The 15,620-nt window shown below is 36.2% G+C and carries 18 protein-coding genes; 12 read left to right on the top strand and 6 right to left on the bottom strand.

What is annotated here, in order from left to right:
• Positions 1-2 precede the first annotated feature (2 nt).
• Both ACFSQJ_RS01855 and ACFSQJ_RS01850 read left to right on the top strand, forming a co-directional pair.
• Positions 3-923 (top strand): YybH family protein, encoded by a 921-nt coding sequence (locus ACFSQJ_RS01855; protein WP_377765081.1) that lies wholly within the window; start codon positions 3-5, stop codon positions 921-923.
• A gap of 4 nt (positions 924-927) precedes the next feature.
• The gene (locus ACFSQJ_RS01850) at positions 928-1,878 is read left to right on the top strand and encodes a hypothetical protein (RefSeq protein WP_377765079.1); all 951 of its coding nucleotides are present in this window, start codon (positions 928-930) and stop codon (positions 1,876-1,878) included.
• Here the strand turns inward: ACFSQJ_RS01850 and ACFSQJ_RS01845 are convergent.
• Positions 1,858-2,667 (bottom strand): DUF1853 family protein, encoded by an 810-nt coding sequence (locus tag ACFSQJ_RS01845; protein ID WP_377765078.1) that lies wholly within the window; start codon positions 2,665-2,667, stop codon positions 1,858-1,860. The genes ACFSQJ_RS01850 and ACFSQJ_RS01845 overlap by 21 nt on opposite strands.
• A gap of 73 nt (positions 2,668-2,740) precedes the next feature.
• On the opposite strand from ACFSQJ_RS01845, the gene ACFSQJ_RS01840 reads away from it, so the two are divergent.
• Together ACFSQJ_RS01840 and ACFSQJ_RS01835 are read left to right on the top strand one after the other, a co-directional pair.
• Complete coding sequence (locus ACFSQJ_RS01840) at positions 2,741-3,904, top strand: vWA domain-containing protein (protein WP_377765162.1); 1,164 nt, start codon at positions 2,741-2,743, stop codon at positions 3,902-3,904.
• Between the two features lie 92 nt (positions 3,905-3,996).
• Entirely contained in the window at positions 3,997-5,466 is a 1,470-nt protein-coding gene (locus ACFSQJ_RS01835) for a magnesium chelatase (RefSeq protein ID WP_377765077.1), read from the top strand.
• Between the two features lie 3 nt (positions 5,467-5,469).
• Here the strand turns inward: ACFSQJ_RS01835 and ACFSQJ_RS01830 are convergent, their stop codons facing one another.
• Positions 5,470-6,693: a DUF418 domain-containing protein gene (locus tag ACFSQJ_RS01830; protein WP_377765076.1), complete on the bottom strand. Its 1,224-nt coding sequence runs from the start codon at positions 6,691-6,693 to the stop codon at positions 5,470-5,472.
• 118 nt (positions 6,694-6,811) lie between these two features.
• Between ACFSQJ_RS01830 and corA the strand changes: the two genes are divergently transcribed.
• The 7 genes from corA to ACFSQJ_RS01795 all read left to right on the top strand — a co-directional run bounded on the left by corA (position 6,812) and on the right by ACFSQJ_RS01795 (position 11,314).
• Positions 6,812-7,894 carry a magnesium/cobalt transporter CorA gene (gene corA, locus ACFSQJ_RS01825; RefSeq protein ID WP_377765075.1) on the top strand — a complete coding sequence of 361 codons (1,083 nt, stop codon included), beginning with the start codon at positions 6,812-6,814 and terminating at the stop codon, positions 7,892-7,894.
• Positions 7,895-8,117: 223 nt separating this feature from the next.
• Entirely contained in the window at positions 8,118-8,618 is a 501-nt protein-coding gene (locus tag ACFSQJ_RS01820) for a Dps family protein (protein ID WP_377765074.1), read from the top strand.
• A gap of 44 nt (positions 8,619-8,662) precedes the next feature.
• On the top strand, positions 8,663-9,196 hold the full coding sequence (locus ACFSQJ_RS01815) for a hypothetical protein (RefSeq protein ID WP_377765073.1): 534 nt from the start codon (positions 8,663-8,665) through the stop codon (positions 9,194-9,196).
• 33 nt (positions 9,197-9,229) lie between these two features.
• Positions 9,230-9,385 carry a DUF1328 family protein gene (locus ACFSQJ_RS01810; protein WP_377765160.1) on the top strand — a complete coding sequence of 52 codons (156 nt, stop codon included), beginning with the start codon at positions 9,230-9,232 and terminating at the stop codon, positions 9,383-9,385.
• The gene (locus ACFSQJ_RS01805; protein WP_377765071.1) at positions 9,382-9,558 is read left to right on the top strand and encodes a hypothetical protein; all 177 of its coding nucleotides are present in this window, start codon (positions 9,382-9,384) and stop codon (positions 9,556-9,558) included. Before ACFSQJ_RS01810 ends, ACFSQJ_RS01805 begins: the two co-directional genes overlap by 4 nt.
• A 99-nt stretch (positions 9,559-9,657) precedes the next feature.
• Positions 9,658-10,533 (top strand): alpha/beta hydrolase, encoded by an 876-nt coding sequence (locus ACFSQJ_RS01800; RefSeq protein WP_377765070.1) that lies wholly within the window; start codon positions 9,658-9,660, stop codon positions 10,531-10,533.
• Entirely contained in the window at positions 10,520-11,314 is a 795-nt protein-coding gene (locus tag ACFSQJ_RS01795; protein WP_377765069.1) for an alpha/beta hydrolase, read from the top strand. The genes ACFSQJ_RS01800 and ACFSQJ_RS01795 overlap by 14 nt, the downstream gene beginning before the upstream one ends.
• 67 nt (positions 11,315-11,381) lie before the next feature.
• Here ACFSQJ_RS01795 and ACFSQJ_RS01790 read toward each other — a convergent pair whose 3' ends face one another.
• The 3 genes from ACFSQJ_RS01790 to epsC form a co-directional block, all read right to left on the bottom strand.
• Positions 11,382-12,539, bottom strand: coding sequence for a serine hydrolase domain-containing protein (locus tag ACFSQJ_RS01790; RefSeq protein ID WP_377765067.1), 1,158 nt, complete (start codon positions 12,537-12,539; stop codon positions 11,382-11,384).
• 139 nt (positions 12,540-12,678) lie between these two features.
• The gene (cysM, locus tag ACFSQJ_RS01785) at positions 12,679-13,563 is read right to left on the bottom strand and encodes a cysteine synthase CysM (RefSeq protein WP_377765065.1); all 885 of its coding nucleotides are present in this window, start codon (positions 13,561-13,563) and stop codon (positions 12,679-12,681) included.
• Position 13,564: 1 nt separating this feature from the next.
• Positions 13,565-14,347, bottom strand: a complete 783-nt coding sequence (epsC, locus tag ACFSQJ_RS01780; RefSeq protein WP_377765064.1) for a serine O-acetyltransferase EpsC — start codon at positions 14,345-14,347, stop codon at positions 13,565-13,567.
• 101 nt (positions 14,348-14,448) lie between these two features.
• On the opposite strand from epsC, the gene ACFSQJ_RS01775 reads away from it, so the two are divergent.
• Positions 14,449-15,129 (top strand): DUF2461 domain-containing protein, encoded by a 681-nt coding sequence (locus ACFSQJ_RS01775; protein WP_377765063.1) that lies wholly within the window; start codon positions 14,449-14,451, stop codon positions 15,127-15,129.
• Here the strand turns inward: ACFSQJ_RS01775 and ACFSQJ_RS01770 are convergent.
• Positions 15,118-15,528: a glyoxalase gene (locus tag ACFSQJ_RS01770; protein ID WP_377765062.1), complete on the bottom strand. Its 411-nt coding sequence runs from the start codon at positions 15,526-15,528 to the stop codon at positions 15,118-15,120. The genes ACFSQJ_RS01775 and ACFSQJ_RS01770 overlap by 12 nt on opposite strands.
• Between the last annotated feature and the right edge of the window lie 92 nt (positions 15,529-15,620).

Genomic DNA, 15,620 nt, shown 5'->3' with positions numbered 1-15,620 from the left:
TTATGAAAAAAGCAACTATTTTATTCTTTTTATCTATATTTTTTCATTCCGCTTTTAGTTTTGAAAATTCAAATGATAAAATTCATCAAATAAAGACTCTAAGCCAAAAGCTGGTTGAGGCATTGAAATCAGAGTCTTTGGAAAGTACTCTCTCCTTATTCTGTGATGAGGCAACCTTACTTCCGGAATACCATAAATCCTTGGTTGGAAAATCAAAAATCCGAGCATATTATAGTCAATTTTTTGAAAAGACGGTAACTTCAAAACTTAGTAAGAAATCCTTTGAAATTCTTGATTTGGGTATGTATTTCGTTGAATTAGGAACATTTGAGCACACCTACAAAACTCCTAAAAACGAAGAATTTCATTATAAAGGAAAATACACAACATATTGGCTTTTCAGTGAAGACAAAGCGCCTAAAATAATAGCTCATATTTTGGGAGCTTCAAACTATTTTGAGGCTGAAAACTTGAATTTTATTTCGGTTGCCGTATCGGATTCAAAAGAAATAATACCTAGTAGCCAATGGGAAAGAGACATCGAAGAAATTCGAAAATTTGTCTATGACGCTATATTATCTGGCGATTCAAAACGTCAAATGAAGACCTATGCCGAAGATGCTGTTTATATGACTTATTATGTCCCACCTTTTATCGGTAAAGGAAAAATTAGGGAATATTTTGACCAACATTATAACCCAGATGTTTCAATGGATTCTTTAATGACCAAAAGTGTGAGGGTTATTGATATGGGCGATTATGCCTTGAAGTTCGGGGAATACTATGTTGGGTGGACTTGGGAAGGGAAGCCTTCGTATATTGAAGGAAAGGGTTTGACCCTATATAAAAGAATGGAAGATGATAGCATTAAAATCTACAGGCAAATGATTAATCATAGTATGCCCGCTACACCAAAAGAATAAAACAATGATAGCTATTAGAATACTTATATTTTTACTTTTTGTTGCTAAAAGTTTTGCGCAAAAGACTTCAATCAAATTTGAGACCCATGGAAAAACAGAAGTACTCACATCAAAAAACCCGTTTCAAAAATTTATTGGCGAATGGACTTTAAAGAACGATAAATGGACTCAAAATTGGGGAGATAAAACTGAAATTATTACCATTCCTAATCATCATACAATTTCAACACAAATCAATACATCTAACAGCATACTTTCTATCATTGATGGCCCTGAACCTAACGGGCATATTTTTTGGTCTTATAATCCTGTAACCAAAAAGGTGAGTCACTTATCAAGTTTCGGTGCGGTAAGAGCCGGCATTGGCGAGGGTAGTGTTTCGAAAAATGGCGATGTCACCCTGAAAATAACTTTTGAAGGTGAGCCCCAAAATACTTACAGGATATATGAGTATAAATGGATGTCAAAAGATATGTATTTCATGAAATCAGTTCAATATAATTCTGAGAATGAGCCAACAGGACTTTTCTATCAGGGTACTTTTGTTCGGAAGCCAAAAGAGGTAAATGGAGTGTTGAAAAACCGGATAAAAGAAATTATGGCCATATTGGATAATAATGAAATTTCAGTTGAAGAGCAGCTTCAAGTATACTCAGAAAATATTGTGCATATGGCACCTGGACAAGAGACTATTCGAGGAAGGGCAAGGTTAGGGGATTATTTAAAAAAACAACGCCAATTTGGCATATCGAAAATGCAACATAAAATTGTAGACTTTGAGGAGTATGATGACATTGTCATAATGCAAGGTGAGGTGGTAGGAAGCTATCAACCTAAAAATAAAACCCCTGTTGTTGAATTTAGAACAAAAAATTTATTCCTATTTGAATATGAAAACACTGTTTTAAAAATCAAAAAAGTAATTTATAACTCCTCACCACCAAACCACAAATAATTTCTCAATGGAATCATCCGGCTTTTTTAGCCAGAGCATCGGCGCATTTTGTTTAAGCATTCTCAAATTGATTTCCAATAGCGTTTCATAATGCGAAGTATATCGTCTGTCTAAAGTAGGCTTGACAACCCATTCTTGTTTATAGGTTATGTAATATTCGTATTGCTTAAATGCTGTGGTATTGAAATCATCAAAACGAATCCAATTCCCAACAATACAATCTTTGTTTAAAGGACGTATTGAGGTTGTATTGTTTTCATAGGGGGCGAACAGTTGGGCCTTAAAACAAACTTCCTGTTTTAGTTCTTCAGGTATTAACCGTAGTTCGTTTAGTTGTGATGCTAGTTCTTTTGAAAAAAGTAATGGAAATTGTTTGTTTTTTAGCTTATCCAACTTAGTAAAGAACATATCTTTTTTATTGGGGCCCATTAAACGGTGGATAGGCTCTGTGATTTCAGGATTGATAATATAGAATTTATATGCCAGTTCTATGTGGTAATTCTTCTGTTCAACCTTGTTGTGTACAATAAAATCCAGTTCTCCCAAGCGTTCTTTATTTCTATCGACCAATAGGTTCTTCGCTAGAATTTGCCAACCTTTTGATTCGGATAGTAATTGCTCAAAAACATATTCCATTTTATGGCCTATGCGTAAACGTTCTGGAATGGGCCGCGCTAAATGTTTGTTTATCGTGATATCAGGAAATTCAAACTGTGTAATACCAAATTGTTCTTTGATCCAAAGGGGCGAAGTGTTATAAAACCCAAAGCATAGTTCTTTTTCCACCATACAAACATAAACAGAAGCGTTAAGTTTTCTTTAAAGCCTAAGCCATGAATGTAGAATGTGTTAATTTTATATGATGGCTATGAAAATGAGAAAAGGCTTTCGTTTTACACCTTACGAGGCTCCAAACTTATCTCCTTTTGAAAAACTTTTTGAGATTTTTCAAGAACTCATCACACATACTTCTGGAGATTTTGATGAGGCTATAGATTGGTTGCGCGAATTGAATAAAGAATATGACCTGACTACCGATGAGTATACCATTGAAGATTTTATTGAAGACTTAAAAGCTAAAGGGTATATACGTGAGGAATTCGAAGATGGAGGGGGAAAAATGGGTCAAGAGGGTGAAGAAGGAGATGAAGGCTCAGGGAAAGGTACAATATCAATAACGGCAAAATTAGAACGAATGATTCGCCAGCGGGCATTGGACCAAATTTTCGGGAAGATAAAACGCAGCGGGTCAGGAAATCATAAAACAGGGAAATCGGGGAGAGGAGATGAGCATACTGGCGAGTTTAGGGAGTATCGCTATGGAGACGGTTTAGACCGCATTTCAATGACGGAAAGTCTTAAGAATGCCCAAATAAATCATGGCATCGGAAATTTCATGCTCGATGAAGGAGATTTAGTTGTTGAAGATACACAGTGCAAAGCCCAAATGAGTACGGTGCTGATGATAGACATCAGCCACAGCATGATTTTATATGGTGAAGACCGGATAACGCCGGCCAAAAAAGTGGCCATGGCTTTGGCGGAATTAATTACGACCCGATACCCTAAAGACACCTTGGATATACTGGTTTTTGGCAATGATGCATGGCCCATTCCGATAAAAGATTTACCCTACTTAAAAGTAGGGCCTTATCATACCAATACTGTCGCAGGTCTGCAGTTAGCGATGGATATGCTAAGAAGAAAACGTAACACCAACAAACAAATTTTTATGATTACCGATGGTAAGCCAAGTTGTCTTCGCATGCCTGATGGAACGTATTATAAGAACAGCGTTGGGCTTGATGAGTATATTGTAGAGAAATGTTATGCAATGGCCTCTCAGGCCAGAAAATTACATATTCCCATTACCACTTTTATGATTGCGGAAGACCCGTATCTCATGCAATTTATTCGTGAATTTACGCAAGCGAATAAGGGCAAAGCATTCTATACTGGCCTAAAAGGTTTGGGAGAGATGATTTTTGAAGATTACGAAAACAATAGAAGAAAAAGAATAAAATAGTATAGTTCTCATTCCTGCGCAAGCAGGAATCTATCGAGAAAAGTTTAATCAAATTATTGTCCCCTTTAGGGGACTTTATGGGTGTAAAATATATGACGTTGAAAACAGGAAACATTAAGACATTAGGCGAACTAAAGAAATCAGGTTACGAATCAAAAAGTATTAAAGATGAGTTGCGTGACAATCTCATTGAAAAAATAAAGAAAAAAGAAAATGTTTTTAAAGGGGTTTGGGGTTACGAAAACTCGGTAATACCTGAATTGGAAAGGGCTATACTTTCGCGTCACAACATCAATCTATTGGGGTTGCGTGGTCAGGCAAAAACAAGACTTGCAAGACTAATGGTGAACCTTTTAGATGAATATATTCCCATTGTAGAAGGTTCTGAAATTCATGATGACCCCACAAATCCTTTATCGAGATATGCCATTGAGCTGATAAAAGAAAAAGGGGATAAAACCCCTATTTCATGGTTACATCGAGATGAACGTTTTTATGAGAAACTGGCTACGCCCGATGTTACAGTTGCCGATTTAATCGGTGATGTAGACCCCATAAAAGCTGCCAATTTAAAATTAAGCTATGCCGATGATCGTGTTATACATTTTGGCATGATACCGCGGGCCAACCGCTGCATCTTTGTCATTAACGAGCTACCTGATTTACAGGCGAGAATACAGGTTTCTTTATTTAATATCTTACAGGAAGGCGATATTCAAATTAGAGGTTTTAAACTACGCCTGCCTTTAGACCTGCAATTTATATTTACGGCAAACCCAGAGGACTATACCAATAGAGGTAGTATCGTTACGCCTTTGAAGGATAGAATTGGTTCACAGATATTGACCCATTATCCTGAAGATATCGATATCGCAAAAAGAATCACTAAGCAAGAGGCTAAACTTGATGCTAGACAGTCCGATTTGGTTCATGTGCCAGAATTAGCCATGGATTTATTGGAACAAATTAGTTTTGAAGCAAGGGATAGCGAATACGTAGATGCCAAAAGTGGGGTAAGTGCCCGTCTGAGTATAACGGCATTCGAAAACCTATTGAGTACGGCCGAACGTAGAATATTGTTGTCAGGTGAGAAAAAGACGACCGTTCGTTTAAGTGATTTTATGGGTGTTATTCCGGCAATTACCGGTAAGATAGAATTGGTTTATGAGGGTGAACAAGAAGGTGCCGGCTTTGTAGCAGAAACTTTAATCGAAGAAGCCATTAAAACTATGTTTCCGACTTTATTCCCAAAAATAAATAAATTGGAACGTAAAGATGCAGAGACACCATATGATGGAATCGCAGCTTGGTTTTTTGACCAAGGAGGTTTCGAACTATTAGATGAGGATGATGATAAAGTCTACCATGAAAAGTTAGATTCTATCGCACCGTTGGATAGCCTGCTAAAAGAATATCACCCAGATTTAGATAAAAACGAAACTTATTTTATAAAGGAGCTCGTGTTGTGGGGGCTAGTGGCCCATAAAAAATTGAGTAAGTATCGCTTTTCCGATGGTGTACGTTTTAAAGATTTATATGGCAGTTATATAAGCGATTTATAATAGCTAATCTTTTCTTTTGAGTGGCATAATTTTGAAGAAGGTTAAGCTTCGCCATAACCATTCTAAAGGCCCATAGTAAAAATACCTTAGCCATATTTTACTTAGCCACATCTGCAGGGCTATAAAAACTAAGGCAAGTAAAAAGGTATACAGCTGTCTTAATTCTCCTATTAGGCCTAAACCCCAACCAAACAGCATAAATGTAAAGACAATGCTCTGGGCTACATAATTGGTAAGTGCCGTTTTACCGTAGGGGACAAACTTATTCAACCATTTCTGTCCTTTAGTTTTTCGGTAAATAATTACAAACAGGGCGATATAAATCAATGTCATTGCAGCATTGCTGATATCCATAGCGGTAAACCCTAACATGGCATTCCAACTTTTCATATTGAAATTTTGTCCCATGCTCATAAAAGCAGCGCTCATTGCAATTAACGATAAGACTAATGTGATGGAAGCATAAATCAGAATATTTTTAGTAAGCTTTTTTTCTTCGTGAATTCTTTTAAAAAACCCGGAACGACCAACAAATAGGCCTACCAGAAAAAAGGCAAAGGTAAAATAACCCCTTCCGAAAAGACCATATTGAAATTCAGCTTTATCTATATGGCCTTCCGTGGCATTAGTAGCAAAAACCTCCCATAGAGAGCCATTTTTTAAGGTGTCATAGTAATTCAGGATTTTAGGATTATCAGGATTTATATCCATTTCGCTAAAAAGTGCGTCACCTCCTGTTAGATAAAAAATCAAAAACCGTGCTGCTCCAAAAAATAATATGGCAGAAATACCCAACACCCATTTATTTGGGACTTTGTAAAAAGGAATCAGAAATATACCAAGAACGGCGTAAACGGTTAAAATATCCCCTCTGTAAAAAAGACTGTGTACAAAGCCAATTACCAGTAATAGCAATAAACGCCACAAAAATCGACCACCGAAATAGCTCCCTTTTTGATTGGCATTATCCATTTGAATAAAGAAACTAAGTCCGAATAAAAATGAGAATAAGGCAATAAACTTTCCTCTTAAAAAAATTCCGATAAAACCATCTACGATATCATCGGCAAGGCCTTGGTGAACGACTTCGTTAAATGGCCCTGGAGGCTGCGCTCCAATGTAGTTCTCTACAACATGGCAAATTACTATTCCTGCAAGGGCAAATCCTCTTAAGGCGTCAATAATGGCAATTCTGTCAGGCTGGATTTGGTTTGTGGTTTCGGTCATGATTTATTGGATTGATTGATGATTAATAATCTTAAAATCCTCTAAACCTTGGCATTAGCAAACTGAAGATTTTAAAATGTATCTTTAAACTAAGGTAAGAATAATTGTTGTTCATCGTATGCGAAAGAGTAAACCCGTAGTAAAACTTAAAAAATCGAACCGCTCAAAATCTAAATTAGGTAAGGCACCCGGTGCAATTACCTATATCGGTAATCGTAAAAAACAGGTAACTACCATTAGTAAAATCAGTTATGATGAGAAGGATTATGTTTTAGAGAATATTAGTATTGATGAAATTGAATCGGCGCTAAAAAATAACCAAACATCTTTTGTCGATGTTGTAGGCCTGACCGATGAGACGACCATAGCTCAAATTGGTGCGAAGCTGAACCTGAACAACCTGCTACTTGAAGATTTGGTCGACACCCTGCAACGTCCAAAAATAGATGAGTACGAAGATTATATTTTTAGTGTTTTTAAAATGCTTTATATCAATGAAAATGCCGAGTTGGTCATTGAACATGTAGCACTTACCTTGTTTAAAGATACGGTTGTGGTCTTTCAAGAAACTGACGATGATGTATTTGGGGAAGTAATAAAACGTATTGAAAATAAGTTCGGAAGAATTCGTAGTAGAGGTGCAGACTATCTATTTTTTGCCCTTTTAGATGCGATAGTGGATAATTATTTCATTGTTTTAGATGACATCAAGAATAAACTAGAAATTCTTGAAGATGAAGTATATAATAATCCGCAAAAAGAATCAGCACGAAAAATACAGTACTTAAAAAAAGAAATACTTCGCATACGAAAGTGGATTTTTCCAGTAAAAGAACTCGTAAACCGCTTATTGAACACAGAACATGAATTGATTTCAAAAGAAACCAAATTATTCTTGCAAGATACCTTTGACCATTGTTTAGAAATTAATGAAGATATCGTACTCTACCGAGAAATGTCTACCAGTTTAATGGAAATGTACATGACCAATATGAGCAATAAGATGAACGAAGTAATGAAAGTGTTGACGGTTATTGCTTCTATCTTTATTCCCCTAACTTTTATTGCGGGTATTTATGGAATGAATTTCGACAACATGCCCGAGCTGCATACCGCAAACGGATATTACTATTTATGGGGCGTTTTTATTCTTATCTTTCTTGGTCTGTTAATTTACTTTAAGAAAAAAGACTGGCTTTAACATAGTATTATGTTAATACACAAGTGTAAGGGTTAAACCCTGTTAAATCACTTGACAAATCTGGATATACGCTTATATTAAGAGTGTTGGTTTACTGTTCTGGTAAACAGGCATTCGCCAAAAGTGGTCGTTCAATAGCGACGTTAAATTTTCTTCACTACCAACATTAACACATTTATGAATCAGATTCTGGGATTATCCTAGAGTTACAAAACACCTAAGAATGAATTATTTGAATTTAGAAGAAGAAAAGGTATTACCCGTAGTAAATGAGCTAAATACACTATTAGCCGATTATCATATGTATTATCAAAAACTGAGAAATTTCCATTGGAATATAACGGGAGAAAACTTTTTTGATTTGCATGAAAAGTTTGAAAGTTTATATACCGATGCAAGAATAAAAATTGATGAAATAGCGGAACGTATACTAACCTTACGTTTCCATCCAATGAGTAATTTGACCGATTATATTGAAAAGTCTGCTATCAACGAAAGTAGTACAGACCTTAATGACCAAAAGATGGTAGAAGAAACCTTGTTTGCACATGGTATACTGCTGAAACAAATGAGTAAAGTGCTTAAAAAAGCAAACGATATTGCCGACGAAGGTACCGTTGATTTGATAGGAGCCTATATTAGAGAATTGGAGAAAAGCAGTTGGATGCTAAATGCTTGGAGCAAAAATAAAAACGAGAAATTGAAAGCATCCGTAAGTTCATAAGAACCATTTTAAAAAGGATTATTAACCTAAAAACACAAAAAGAAATGAAAATTTTTAAAACAACAATATTATCAATCGCACTACTAACTGGTACAACGATTATAGCCCAAGAGAACAATCAGGCAGGGGTCGCAAAGGAAACCACGAAAAAAACCTATAAGCTTTATCAAAACGGAGAGTTGATTAAAAATTCAGTGTTGATAGAGACTACAAGAAATCAGGCCGTAATGCTAGATAAAAAAGATAGAAACAAGGTAAATCAAGATAGAATCTTACCACCCACCGCGGTAGTAAAGACGGTAAAAATAGATAATGATGCCGATGAATATTATGATGAAATTATAAAATTCAGCTATACAACAGATGAAAAGACAGATTTTACATTGCTATCAAGTAAAAACGATTTAATGTTGGTCGTAGAAGATGGTGAGAATATTACCATCTTAGAAAACATGACCATTAGTATGGATGAAGCCATGAATTCAAAAAAGGCTTATGTCTTTACCACAAATGATGGCAATAAGGTTCAATTAAGGGTAGAATCATTTGAAAAAATGAATCAAAAAGATTCGAAATAATAATTAAAATTTAGTAATATGTTTAGATAGTCTATACGGTTTATAGTAATTGCCATTTTAGCAGGTGTACTCGGGTATGGAGAAATCTTCGGGAAAGCTTCGACATGGGCCAAGACATTGTCGATCATATTTACAGTTTTATTTATGTTAACCTTGATTAAGAACTCATTTAAAAAAATAGAAAAATGAAAAATACAGCAATAAAAATTTTATCGGTATTTGTTATAATACTTACACTGGTAAATTGCAGAGAACAGACTACTGAAGAAAAAGCAAAAGATGCTATTGAAGAGGTAGGAGATGACATCGAAGAAGGTGTTGAAGAGGTTGAAGATGAAATAGATGATGCCACTGACAAATAATAGGTCACTAGATATAAGAAAAAAGAGCGCAAATTGCGCTCTTTTTTTATGGTTAATGCCGATACTCTAGTTTTTTGTATTTTCAAGAAAATTATAGTCGTGCAACAGGTAATCTATATTTTAGGTATTGTTTTGATAGTCTATGTGCTTATCAGCATACTGTTATATTTTTTGCAGGACTATTTTTTGTTTAAACCAGAGAAACTTTCGAAAGACTTTCAATTCTATTACGAGAATCAAGAAACAGAGGAGTATAATATCGAAACCAGGGATGGTGCAACCATCAATGGACTTCGTTTTAAGGCTAAAGACCCAAAAGGTGTTGTGTTCTATTTAAAAGGAAATTCAAAAAGCATCAAAGGCTGGGGCAAGTTTGCGGTAGATTTCACACGGCATGGTTATGATGTTATCATGGTTGACTATCGAGGCTTCGGAAAAAGTACGGGCCGTAGAACCCAAAAGGCCGTAAAACGCGATATGCAGGTCGTTTACAATAAAATAAAGGATAATGTTTCTGAGAAATACATCATTTTATATGGCAGGTCTTTAGGTTCTGGTTTTGCGACCAAACTGGCTTCTATGAACAATCCTAGAATGCTCATTTTAGATGCCCCATACTATAGTTTGAGCAAGGTGGCGAAAAAGTTTATTCCTTTTATGCCCTTGTCCTTATTGATTAAATTCCCCATGCCGACATACAAGTGGTTAAAATATGTAAATTGTCCTATCCACATCATACATGGTACGGACGACAAATTAATTCCTTACAAGACTAGTGTAAAACTATCGCGTATCAAACCTAAAAGCACAACCTTACATACGGTTATTGGCGGCGGACATAAGAATTTGAATACATTTGAATCGTACCATCAAATGCTAACGGAAATCGTGAATTCACGGCCTAGAAAAGTAGATTTAGTGGGTTCTAGCATTCACGTTCAGCATTCATCAAAACCAACAAATGCCAAAGTTTAAACGCGTTGGGCGCGTTCTTTTAGTCTTATATCTCTTATTGACCGCTATGCTCTATTTTTTACAAGAGAAAATTATTTTTCTACCTTCAGAATTACCCCAAGATTATGTCTATAGCTTTTCGGAACCCTTTGAAGAGTTCTTTTTAACGGCTGAGGACGGCGCAAAACTGAACGGACTCCATTTTAAACGTGAAAACCCAAAAGGAGCTATTCTTTATTTTCATGGTAATGCAGGCGATTTATCACGTTGGGGCGAAATAGCGACCTTTTTTGCCCAAAAAGAGTACGACGTTCTTGTCATGGATTATAGAACTTATGGCAAAAGCACGGGCAAGCTGAGCGAAGCGGTCTTATTCAAAGACGCGCAACTGTTTTATGATTATGCCTTGGAAAATTATAATGAAAACAATCTTATTGTTTATGGGCGTTCCCTCGGCTGTTCTATAGCGACCCATACGGCATCTAAAAACAAGCCCAAGAAATTGGTCTTGGAAACCCCATTTTATAATTTATTGGAGGTAGCTAAAAAACGTTTTCCTGTGTTACCTGTAACATGGTTGTTGAAATACAAATTTGAATCGAACAAATACATTACCAAGGTAAGCTGCCCCGTGAGCATCTTTCATGGTACGGAAGACGCTGTGGTGCCTTATGAATCTGGTAAAAAATTATTTAGCCTTGCTACTAGTAAAAAAGAATTTATAACCATCGAAGGTGGTGGGCATAACGATTTGATAAATTTTAAAGCCTATACTGCTAATATTGATGCTGCCTTGGAATAGAGGTTTCGTTACGGTTCTGTGATATGGAGCGGACGCAGCGATAGCAAGTCTGATCTCATATCACTTGTTACAGGTCGTTATTTGTATTATTCATTATCTTATAAATTCCAGTTGAAACATTACGTGGATTATTTGAAACATTGTTACTAAAAACAAATATTCGGATGTCATTTATCGGATTCACTATAAAATGACTTCTAAATCCGACGATGTAACCTGAATGACAAATTGTACCTTCATTCAAACTTATTCCGTAACCATACATTTGAGATAAATCATCAGGTCCTAATTCATCATCTTTACTAAAAGGTGTTAGCATCTTTTTTAGAGAAGCATCTTTTAGGATTTTATTTTTAGGTTTAACATAAATATCAGTCCATTTGTAGAAATCGTTTAATGTTGTTACCAAATTTCCGTCAGCTTGCGTAACAGGAAGGCTGACAACATCATCCAAAATGTGTTTTCCCAACTCATCACTCCATCTATATCCGACAGCCTCATTGCTTGAGATTGAATAATCGGTTGTATGAATAAATGAAGAATACATTTCTTGCGGTAGAAGTACATTTTCTTTTAGGTAAATAGAAAAAGGCTTTCCAGTTGTATTTTCAATAATTTGTCCAAGTAAGGTAAAACCAATGTTAGAGTATGTGAATTTAGAACCTGAAGGAAAATTTAGTTCTTTGGTCATTGCTTCCTTAATCATTCCGTCAACAGTATTGCCCAAGCAAAACCCTTTTTCCACTTGGTAGTAATCTCTTGTAACAGCATAGTCTTCAATACCACTTGTGTGAGTTAAAAGATGATGAATAGTTACACTTTTCCATTTGTCAGAGCGATAATGTTCAGGTAGAAAAGCATTTATAGATTCTTGCAAGTTTAATTTATTTTTTTCCGTTAGTTGCATTATTGCAGTTGCGGTAAACTGTTTGGTAATTGATGCTACATGAAATTTAGTGTCAATTGTATTTCTAATCGAATCTTGAGCGAGTCCATATCCTTTTGCATGAATTATTTTGTCATTATTCGCAACTAGTACAACGCCTTTGAAATGCTCTTCACTAATCATTTTATTTATGAACGACTCAATAACTGGATTGGTCGTCTCCTTTAGAAAACTACTTTTTTCCCCTTTAGGTCCAATATCCGTTTCATATTTTATCTCCTTGCAGGAAAATAAGATGAGCATAAAAATAATAATGTTGATTGCTTGGCTTTTTATCATTGATTTGTTTAAATGACCTGTAACGTTTAACTAAGTGGAGTTTCAATTCCATTTAGTGATGGATAACGAAGTTCGGTTTTTTTTAGAAGCTATTTCAAGTCTTTGTAAACCGTATTTTAGAGAAGTTTTTAACAGTATCTTAATCAAACAGGTCAGAAGATAAGTACCGATCACCACGATCACAGACAATAGAAACAATAGTACCTTCTTTTATTTGTTTTGCCATTCGCAACGCCACTGTAGCCGCGCCACCACTGCTCATACCCGAAAAAATACCTTCTTCTTTGGCCAATCGCTTTGCCATTGCGGCAGCTTCTTCTTGATTCACATATAGAATATCATCCACCTTTGTAGAGTCATAAATACTTGGGACATAGTCTGGTGACCACTTGCGTATGCCGGGTATACGTGAACCTTCTTCAGGCTGTACACCTATAATTTTAACATCGACATTTTGCGCTTTCAAAAAGGTAGAAGTGCCCGTAATGGTCCCCGTAGTCCCCATACTGGAGACAAAATGCGTAATTTTTTTATCGGTATCCTTCCAAATTTCTGGCCCTGTGGTAGTATAATGTGCTTTCCAATTGTCCGAATTCCCAAACTGATTAAGCATGATATACCCTTCATTTGCTACTTTATTTTCAGCATAATCGCGTGCACCTTCAATACCAATATCGGCAGGGGTCAAGGTAACCTTGGCACCATAGGCCCGCATGGTTTGTATACGCTCAACAGTGGAGTTTTCGGGCATCACCAATTCAATGTTCAAACCGTAAACACCGGCCACCATGGCCAATCCGATACCGGTATTACCGCTTGTGGCTTCAATGAGTTTAGATGTCGTGGTGAAATCGCCTCGTTCCAATCCGTTTTTAATCATATAAAGTGCAGGCCGATCTTTTACGCTTCCTCCTGGGTTGTGGCCTTCCAACTTAAAGTATAGGTCCACATTCGGGTTGGTATTTAAAACCCTTGACTTTACCAAAGGGGTATTTCCTATTAAATCTAAAATGTTTTTAGCCATTTTATTTGGTCTTTATTTTAATCTCAGGGGTATGAAAAACAGTAGAATTTGCCGGTACGGATTCCGTAAGCCATGCATTTCCGCCAATAATGGAATTTTCTCCTATCACAGTTTCTCCACCAAGTATGGTAGCATTGGCATATATAGTGACGTTTGATTCTATGGTTGGATGTCGTTTTGTTTTTTGCAGTGACTTGTTCACAAATAAAGCACCCAATGTAACCCCTTGGTAAATTTTCACGTGATTCTTGATGACCGCAGTCTCGCCAATGACAACTCCTGTGGCATGGTCGATAAAAAATGATTCGCCAATCGTAGCTCCTGGGTTGATATCGACCCCGGTCTGTCTGTGGGCATATTCGGTCATCAAACGCGGAACCAATGGAAAACCTTGATTGTACAATACATTCGCCAATCTGTAGATTGCTATGGCATAAAAACCTGGGTAGGCCATATACACTTCTTGAATGGAAAGTGAAGCTGGGTCGCAGCTAAGTATGGCTTCCGCGTCCAAATTCAATTTTTTTAGAATGATTGGTAGCTCCGCCACATAGTTTTCCCAAATTTTATGGCAAGGCTTCGCGGTTTCCCAGCAGGCCAGGTTTACCAATGCATCGAACTGTTCTTCCAGTTTTTCTAAATGCGTTTCTACATCGGTATTGATATCAAATAGGGTATAGAAAAGGGTATCGGTAAAAGTCTCTGTGTTTCTTTTTAATCTATAGTCTAAGTAGGGTAATTTTTTATGTGCCTTAAGTTGATCAATAATTAGTTGTTTATCCATTTTAATTTATTAGGTACTACAGCAGTCAAAATTAGCCATTCTTAAAAAATGACAAGCTTAGAAATGGTTAACTTTAGCATAAAATAACAGCAGTTTGTGATATGTCGGTTGAAATAATTAGCAAAGCTTCACTAGACTTTTTAAAAAAGTTGGCCAAGAATAATAATCGAGAGTGGTTCACCACCAATAAAGAAGCCTTTAAGGGCCACGAAGCTGATGTGAAAGCTTTTTATAATGCGGTTATGCAGCGATTGAACCAGCATGACCAGATAGAAAAATTAAAAGTATTCCGTATTTATAGGGATGTCCGGTTTTCTAAAGACAAAACCCCGTACAAGGCCCACTTTGCAGGCTTTTTTTCGAGAATGGGGCTAGAACGCAGAGGTGGTTATTATCTGCGGATAAAACCAGGAGAAACTTTTATGGCTGCAGGGTTTTGGGATCCGAATAAGGAAGATTTGATGCGTATTAGAAAAGAACTGGAACTCGATGCATCAGAATTTAGGGCAATTCTGGAAGATTCCGAGTTTAAAAAGGTTTGGGGAATGCTTCAGGGCGATGCCCTAAAAACAGCGCCCAAAGGCTTTGATAAAGAACATAAGGATATTGACCTGATTCGTCACAAGCAGTTTATATTCACCAAAATTTTTACGGATAAAGAAGTACTTTCTAAAGATTTTATTAATCAAGTAGACCATTCTTTTCAAGCGATTCGACCGTATTTTGACTTGATGAGTTCAATTTTGACCACAAATTTAAATGGGGAATCGTTAATAGCTTAGCACAGGGTCATCTAATAATTGTACTTGGTCTTTAAGACGTTCCACCACCATATTCATCATCCGTTTGTTAAGTGCGGAAGAATCTTGAATATAGGTATTATACTCATCGACTGTAAATAACCCTATGATTAGGCCTTTTAAGGAGTTTCTAAACTTTACATCTTTTTGAATGGCATTTTCTATGTATTGCAGTCTTTTCTCAAGAGATAGTTCGTAAAATGTGTTCTTATGCTTTCTGATATAATTCTTGAATAATGCTAAGAGTAAGCTGTTTTGAAACTTTAAGATCGGTCGCAGGGTTTCGTTTTGAAAACGTTCGCCTAGACTCATGTTTGGATGTATTTGGGTAGATTTAATATCGGGACGGATATGTAGTAAATCATTAGACCTATCGCTCATATTGATAGTTTTTATAAAGGTAGTATATGCCTTTTGAAAGCTGTATAGCAATTTGTTTAGTTGTTAACTTTCTTATAAACATGATGCATATG

Source organism: Croceitalea marina (assembly GCF_042684265.1).
Lineage (GTDB): Bacteria > Bacteroidota > Bacteroidia > Flavobacteriales > Flavobacteriaceae > Croceitalea > Croceitalea marina.
The sequence above is the reverse complement of the archived record's forward strand: the minus strand, read 5'-3'. Positions and strand labels throughout refer to the sequence as shown.

Bases quoted from the DNA above. Each gene is read 5' to 3' on its own strand.
- ACFSQJ_RS01855 (WP_377765081.1), top strand. From the start codon at position 3: ATGAAAAAAGCAACTATTTTATTCTTTTTATCTATATTTTTTCATTCC.
- ACFSQJ_RS01850 (WP_377765079.1), top strand. From the start codon at position 928: ATGATAGCTATTAGAATACTTATATTTTTACTTTTTGTTGCTAAAAGT.
- ACFSQJ_RS01845 (WP_377765078.1), bottom strand. From the start codon at position 2,667: ATGGTGGAAAAAGAACTATGCTTTGGGTTTTATAACACTTCGCCCCTT.
- ACFSQJ_RS01840 (WP_377765162.1), top strand. From the start codon at position 2,741: ATGGCTATGAAAATGAGAAAAGGCTTTCGTTTTACACCTTACGAGGCT.
- ACFSQJ_RS01835 (WP_377765077.1), top strand. From the start codon at position 3,997: ATGACGTTGAAAACAGGAAACATTAAGACATTAGGCGAACTAAAGAAA.
- ACFSQJ_RS01830 (WP_377765076.1), bottom strand. From the start codon at position 6,693: ATGACCGAAACCACAAACCAAATCCAGCCTGACAGAATTGCCATTATT.
- corA (WP_377765075.1), top strand. From the start codon at position 6,812: ATGCGAAAGAGTAAACCCGTAGTAAAACTTAAAAAATCGAACCGCTCA.
- ACFSQJ_RS01820 (WP_377765074.1), top strand. From the start codon at position 8,118: ATGAATTATTTGAATTTAGAAGAAGAAAAGGTATTACCCGTAGTAAAT.
- ACFSQJ_RS01815 (WP_377765073.1), top strand. From the start codon at position 8,663: ATGAAAATTTTTAAAACAACAATATTATCAATCGCACTACTAACTGGT.
- ACFSQJ_RS01805 (WP_377765071.1), top strand. From the start codon at position 9,382: ATGAAAAATACAGCAATAAAAATTTTATCGGTATTTGTTATAATACTT.
- ACFSQJ_RS01795 (WP_377765069.1), top strand. From the start codon at position 10,520: ATGCCAAAGTTTAAACGCGTTGGGCGCGTTCTTTTAGTCTTATATCTC.
- ACFSQJ_RS01790 (WP_377765067.1), bottom strand. From the start codon at position 12,539: ATGATAAAAAGCCAAGCAATCAACATTATTATTTTTATGCTCATCTTA.
- cysM (WP_377765065.1), bottom strand. From the start codon at position 13,563: ATGGCTAAAAACATTTTAGATTTAATAGGAAATACCCCTTTGGTAAAG.
- epsC (WP_377765064.1), bottom strand. From the start codon at position 14,347: ATGGATAAACAACTAATTATTGATCAACTTAAGGCACATAAAAAATTA.
- ACFSQJ_RS01775 (WP_377765063.1), top strand. From the start codon at position 14,449: ATGTCGGTTGAAATAATTAGCAAAGCTTCACTAGACTTTTTAAAAAAG.
- ACFSQJ_RS01770 (WP_377765062.1), bottom strand. From the start codon at position 15,528: ATGAGCGATAGGTCTAATGATTTACTACATATCCGTCCCGATATTAAA.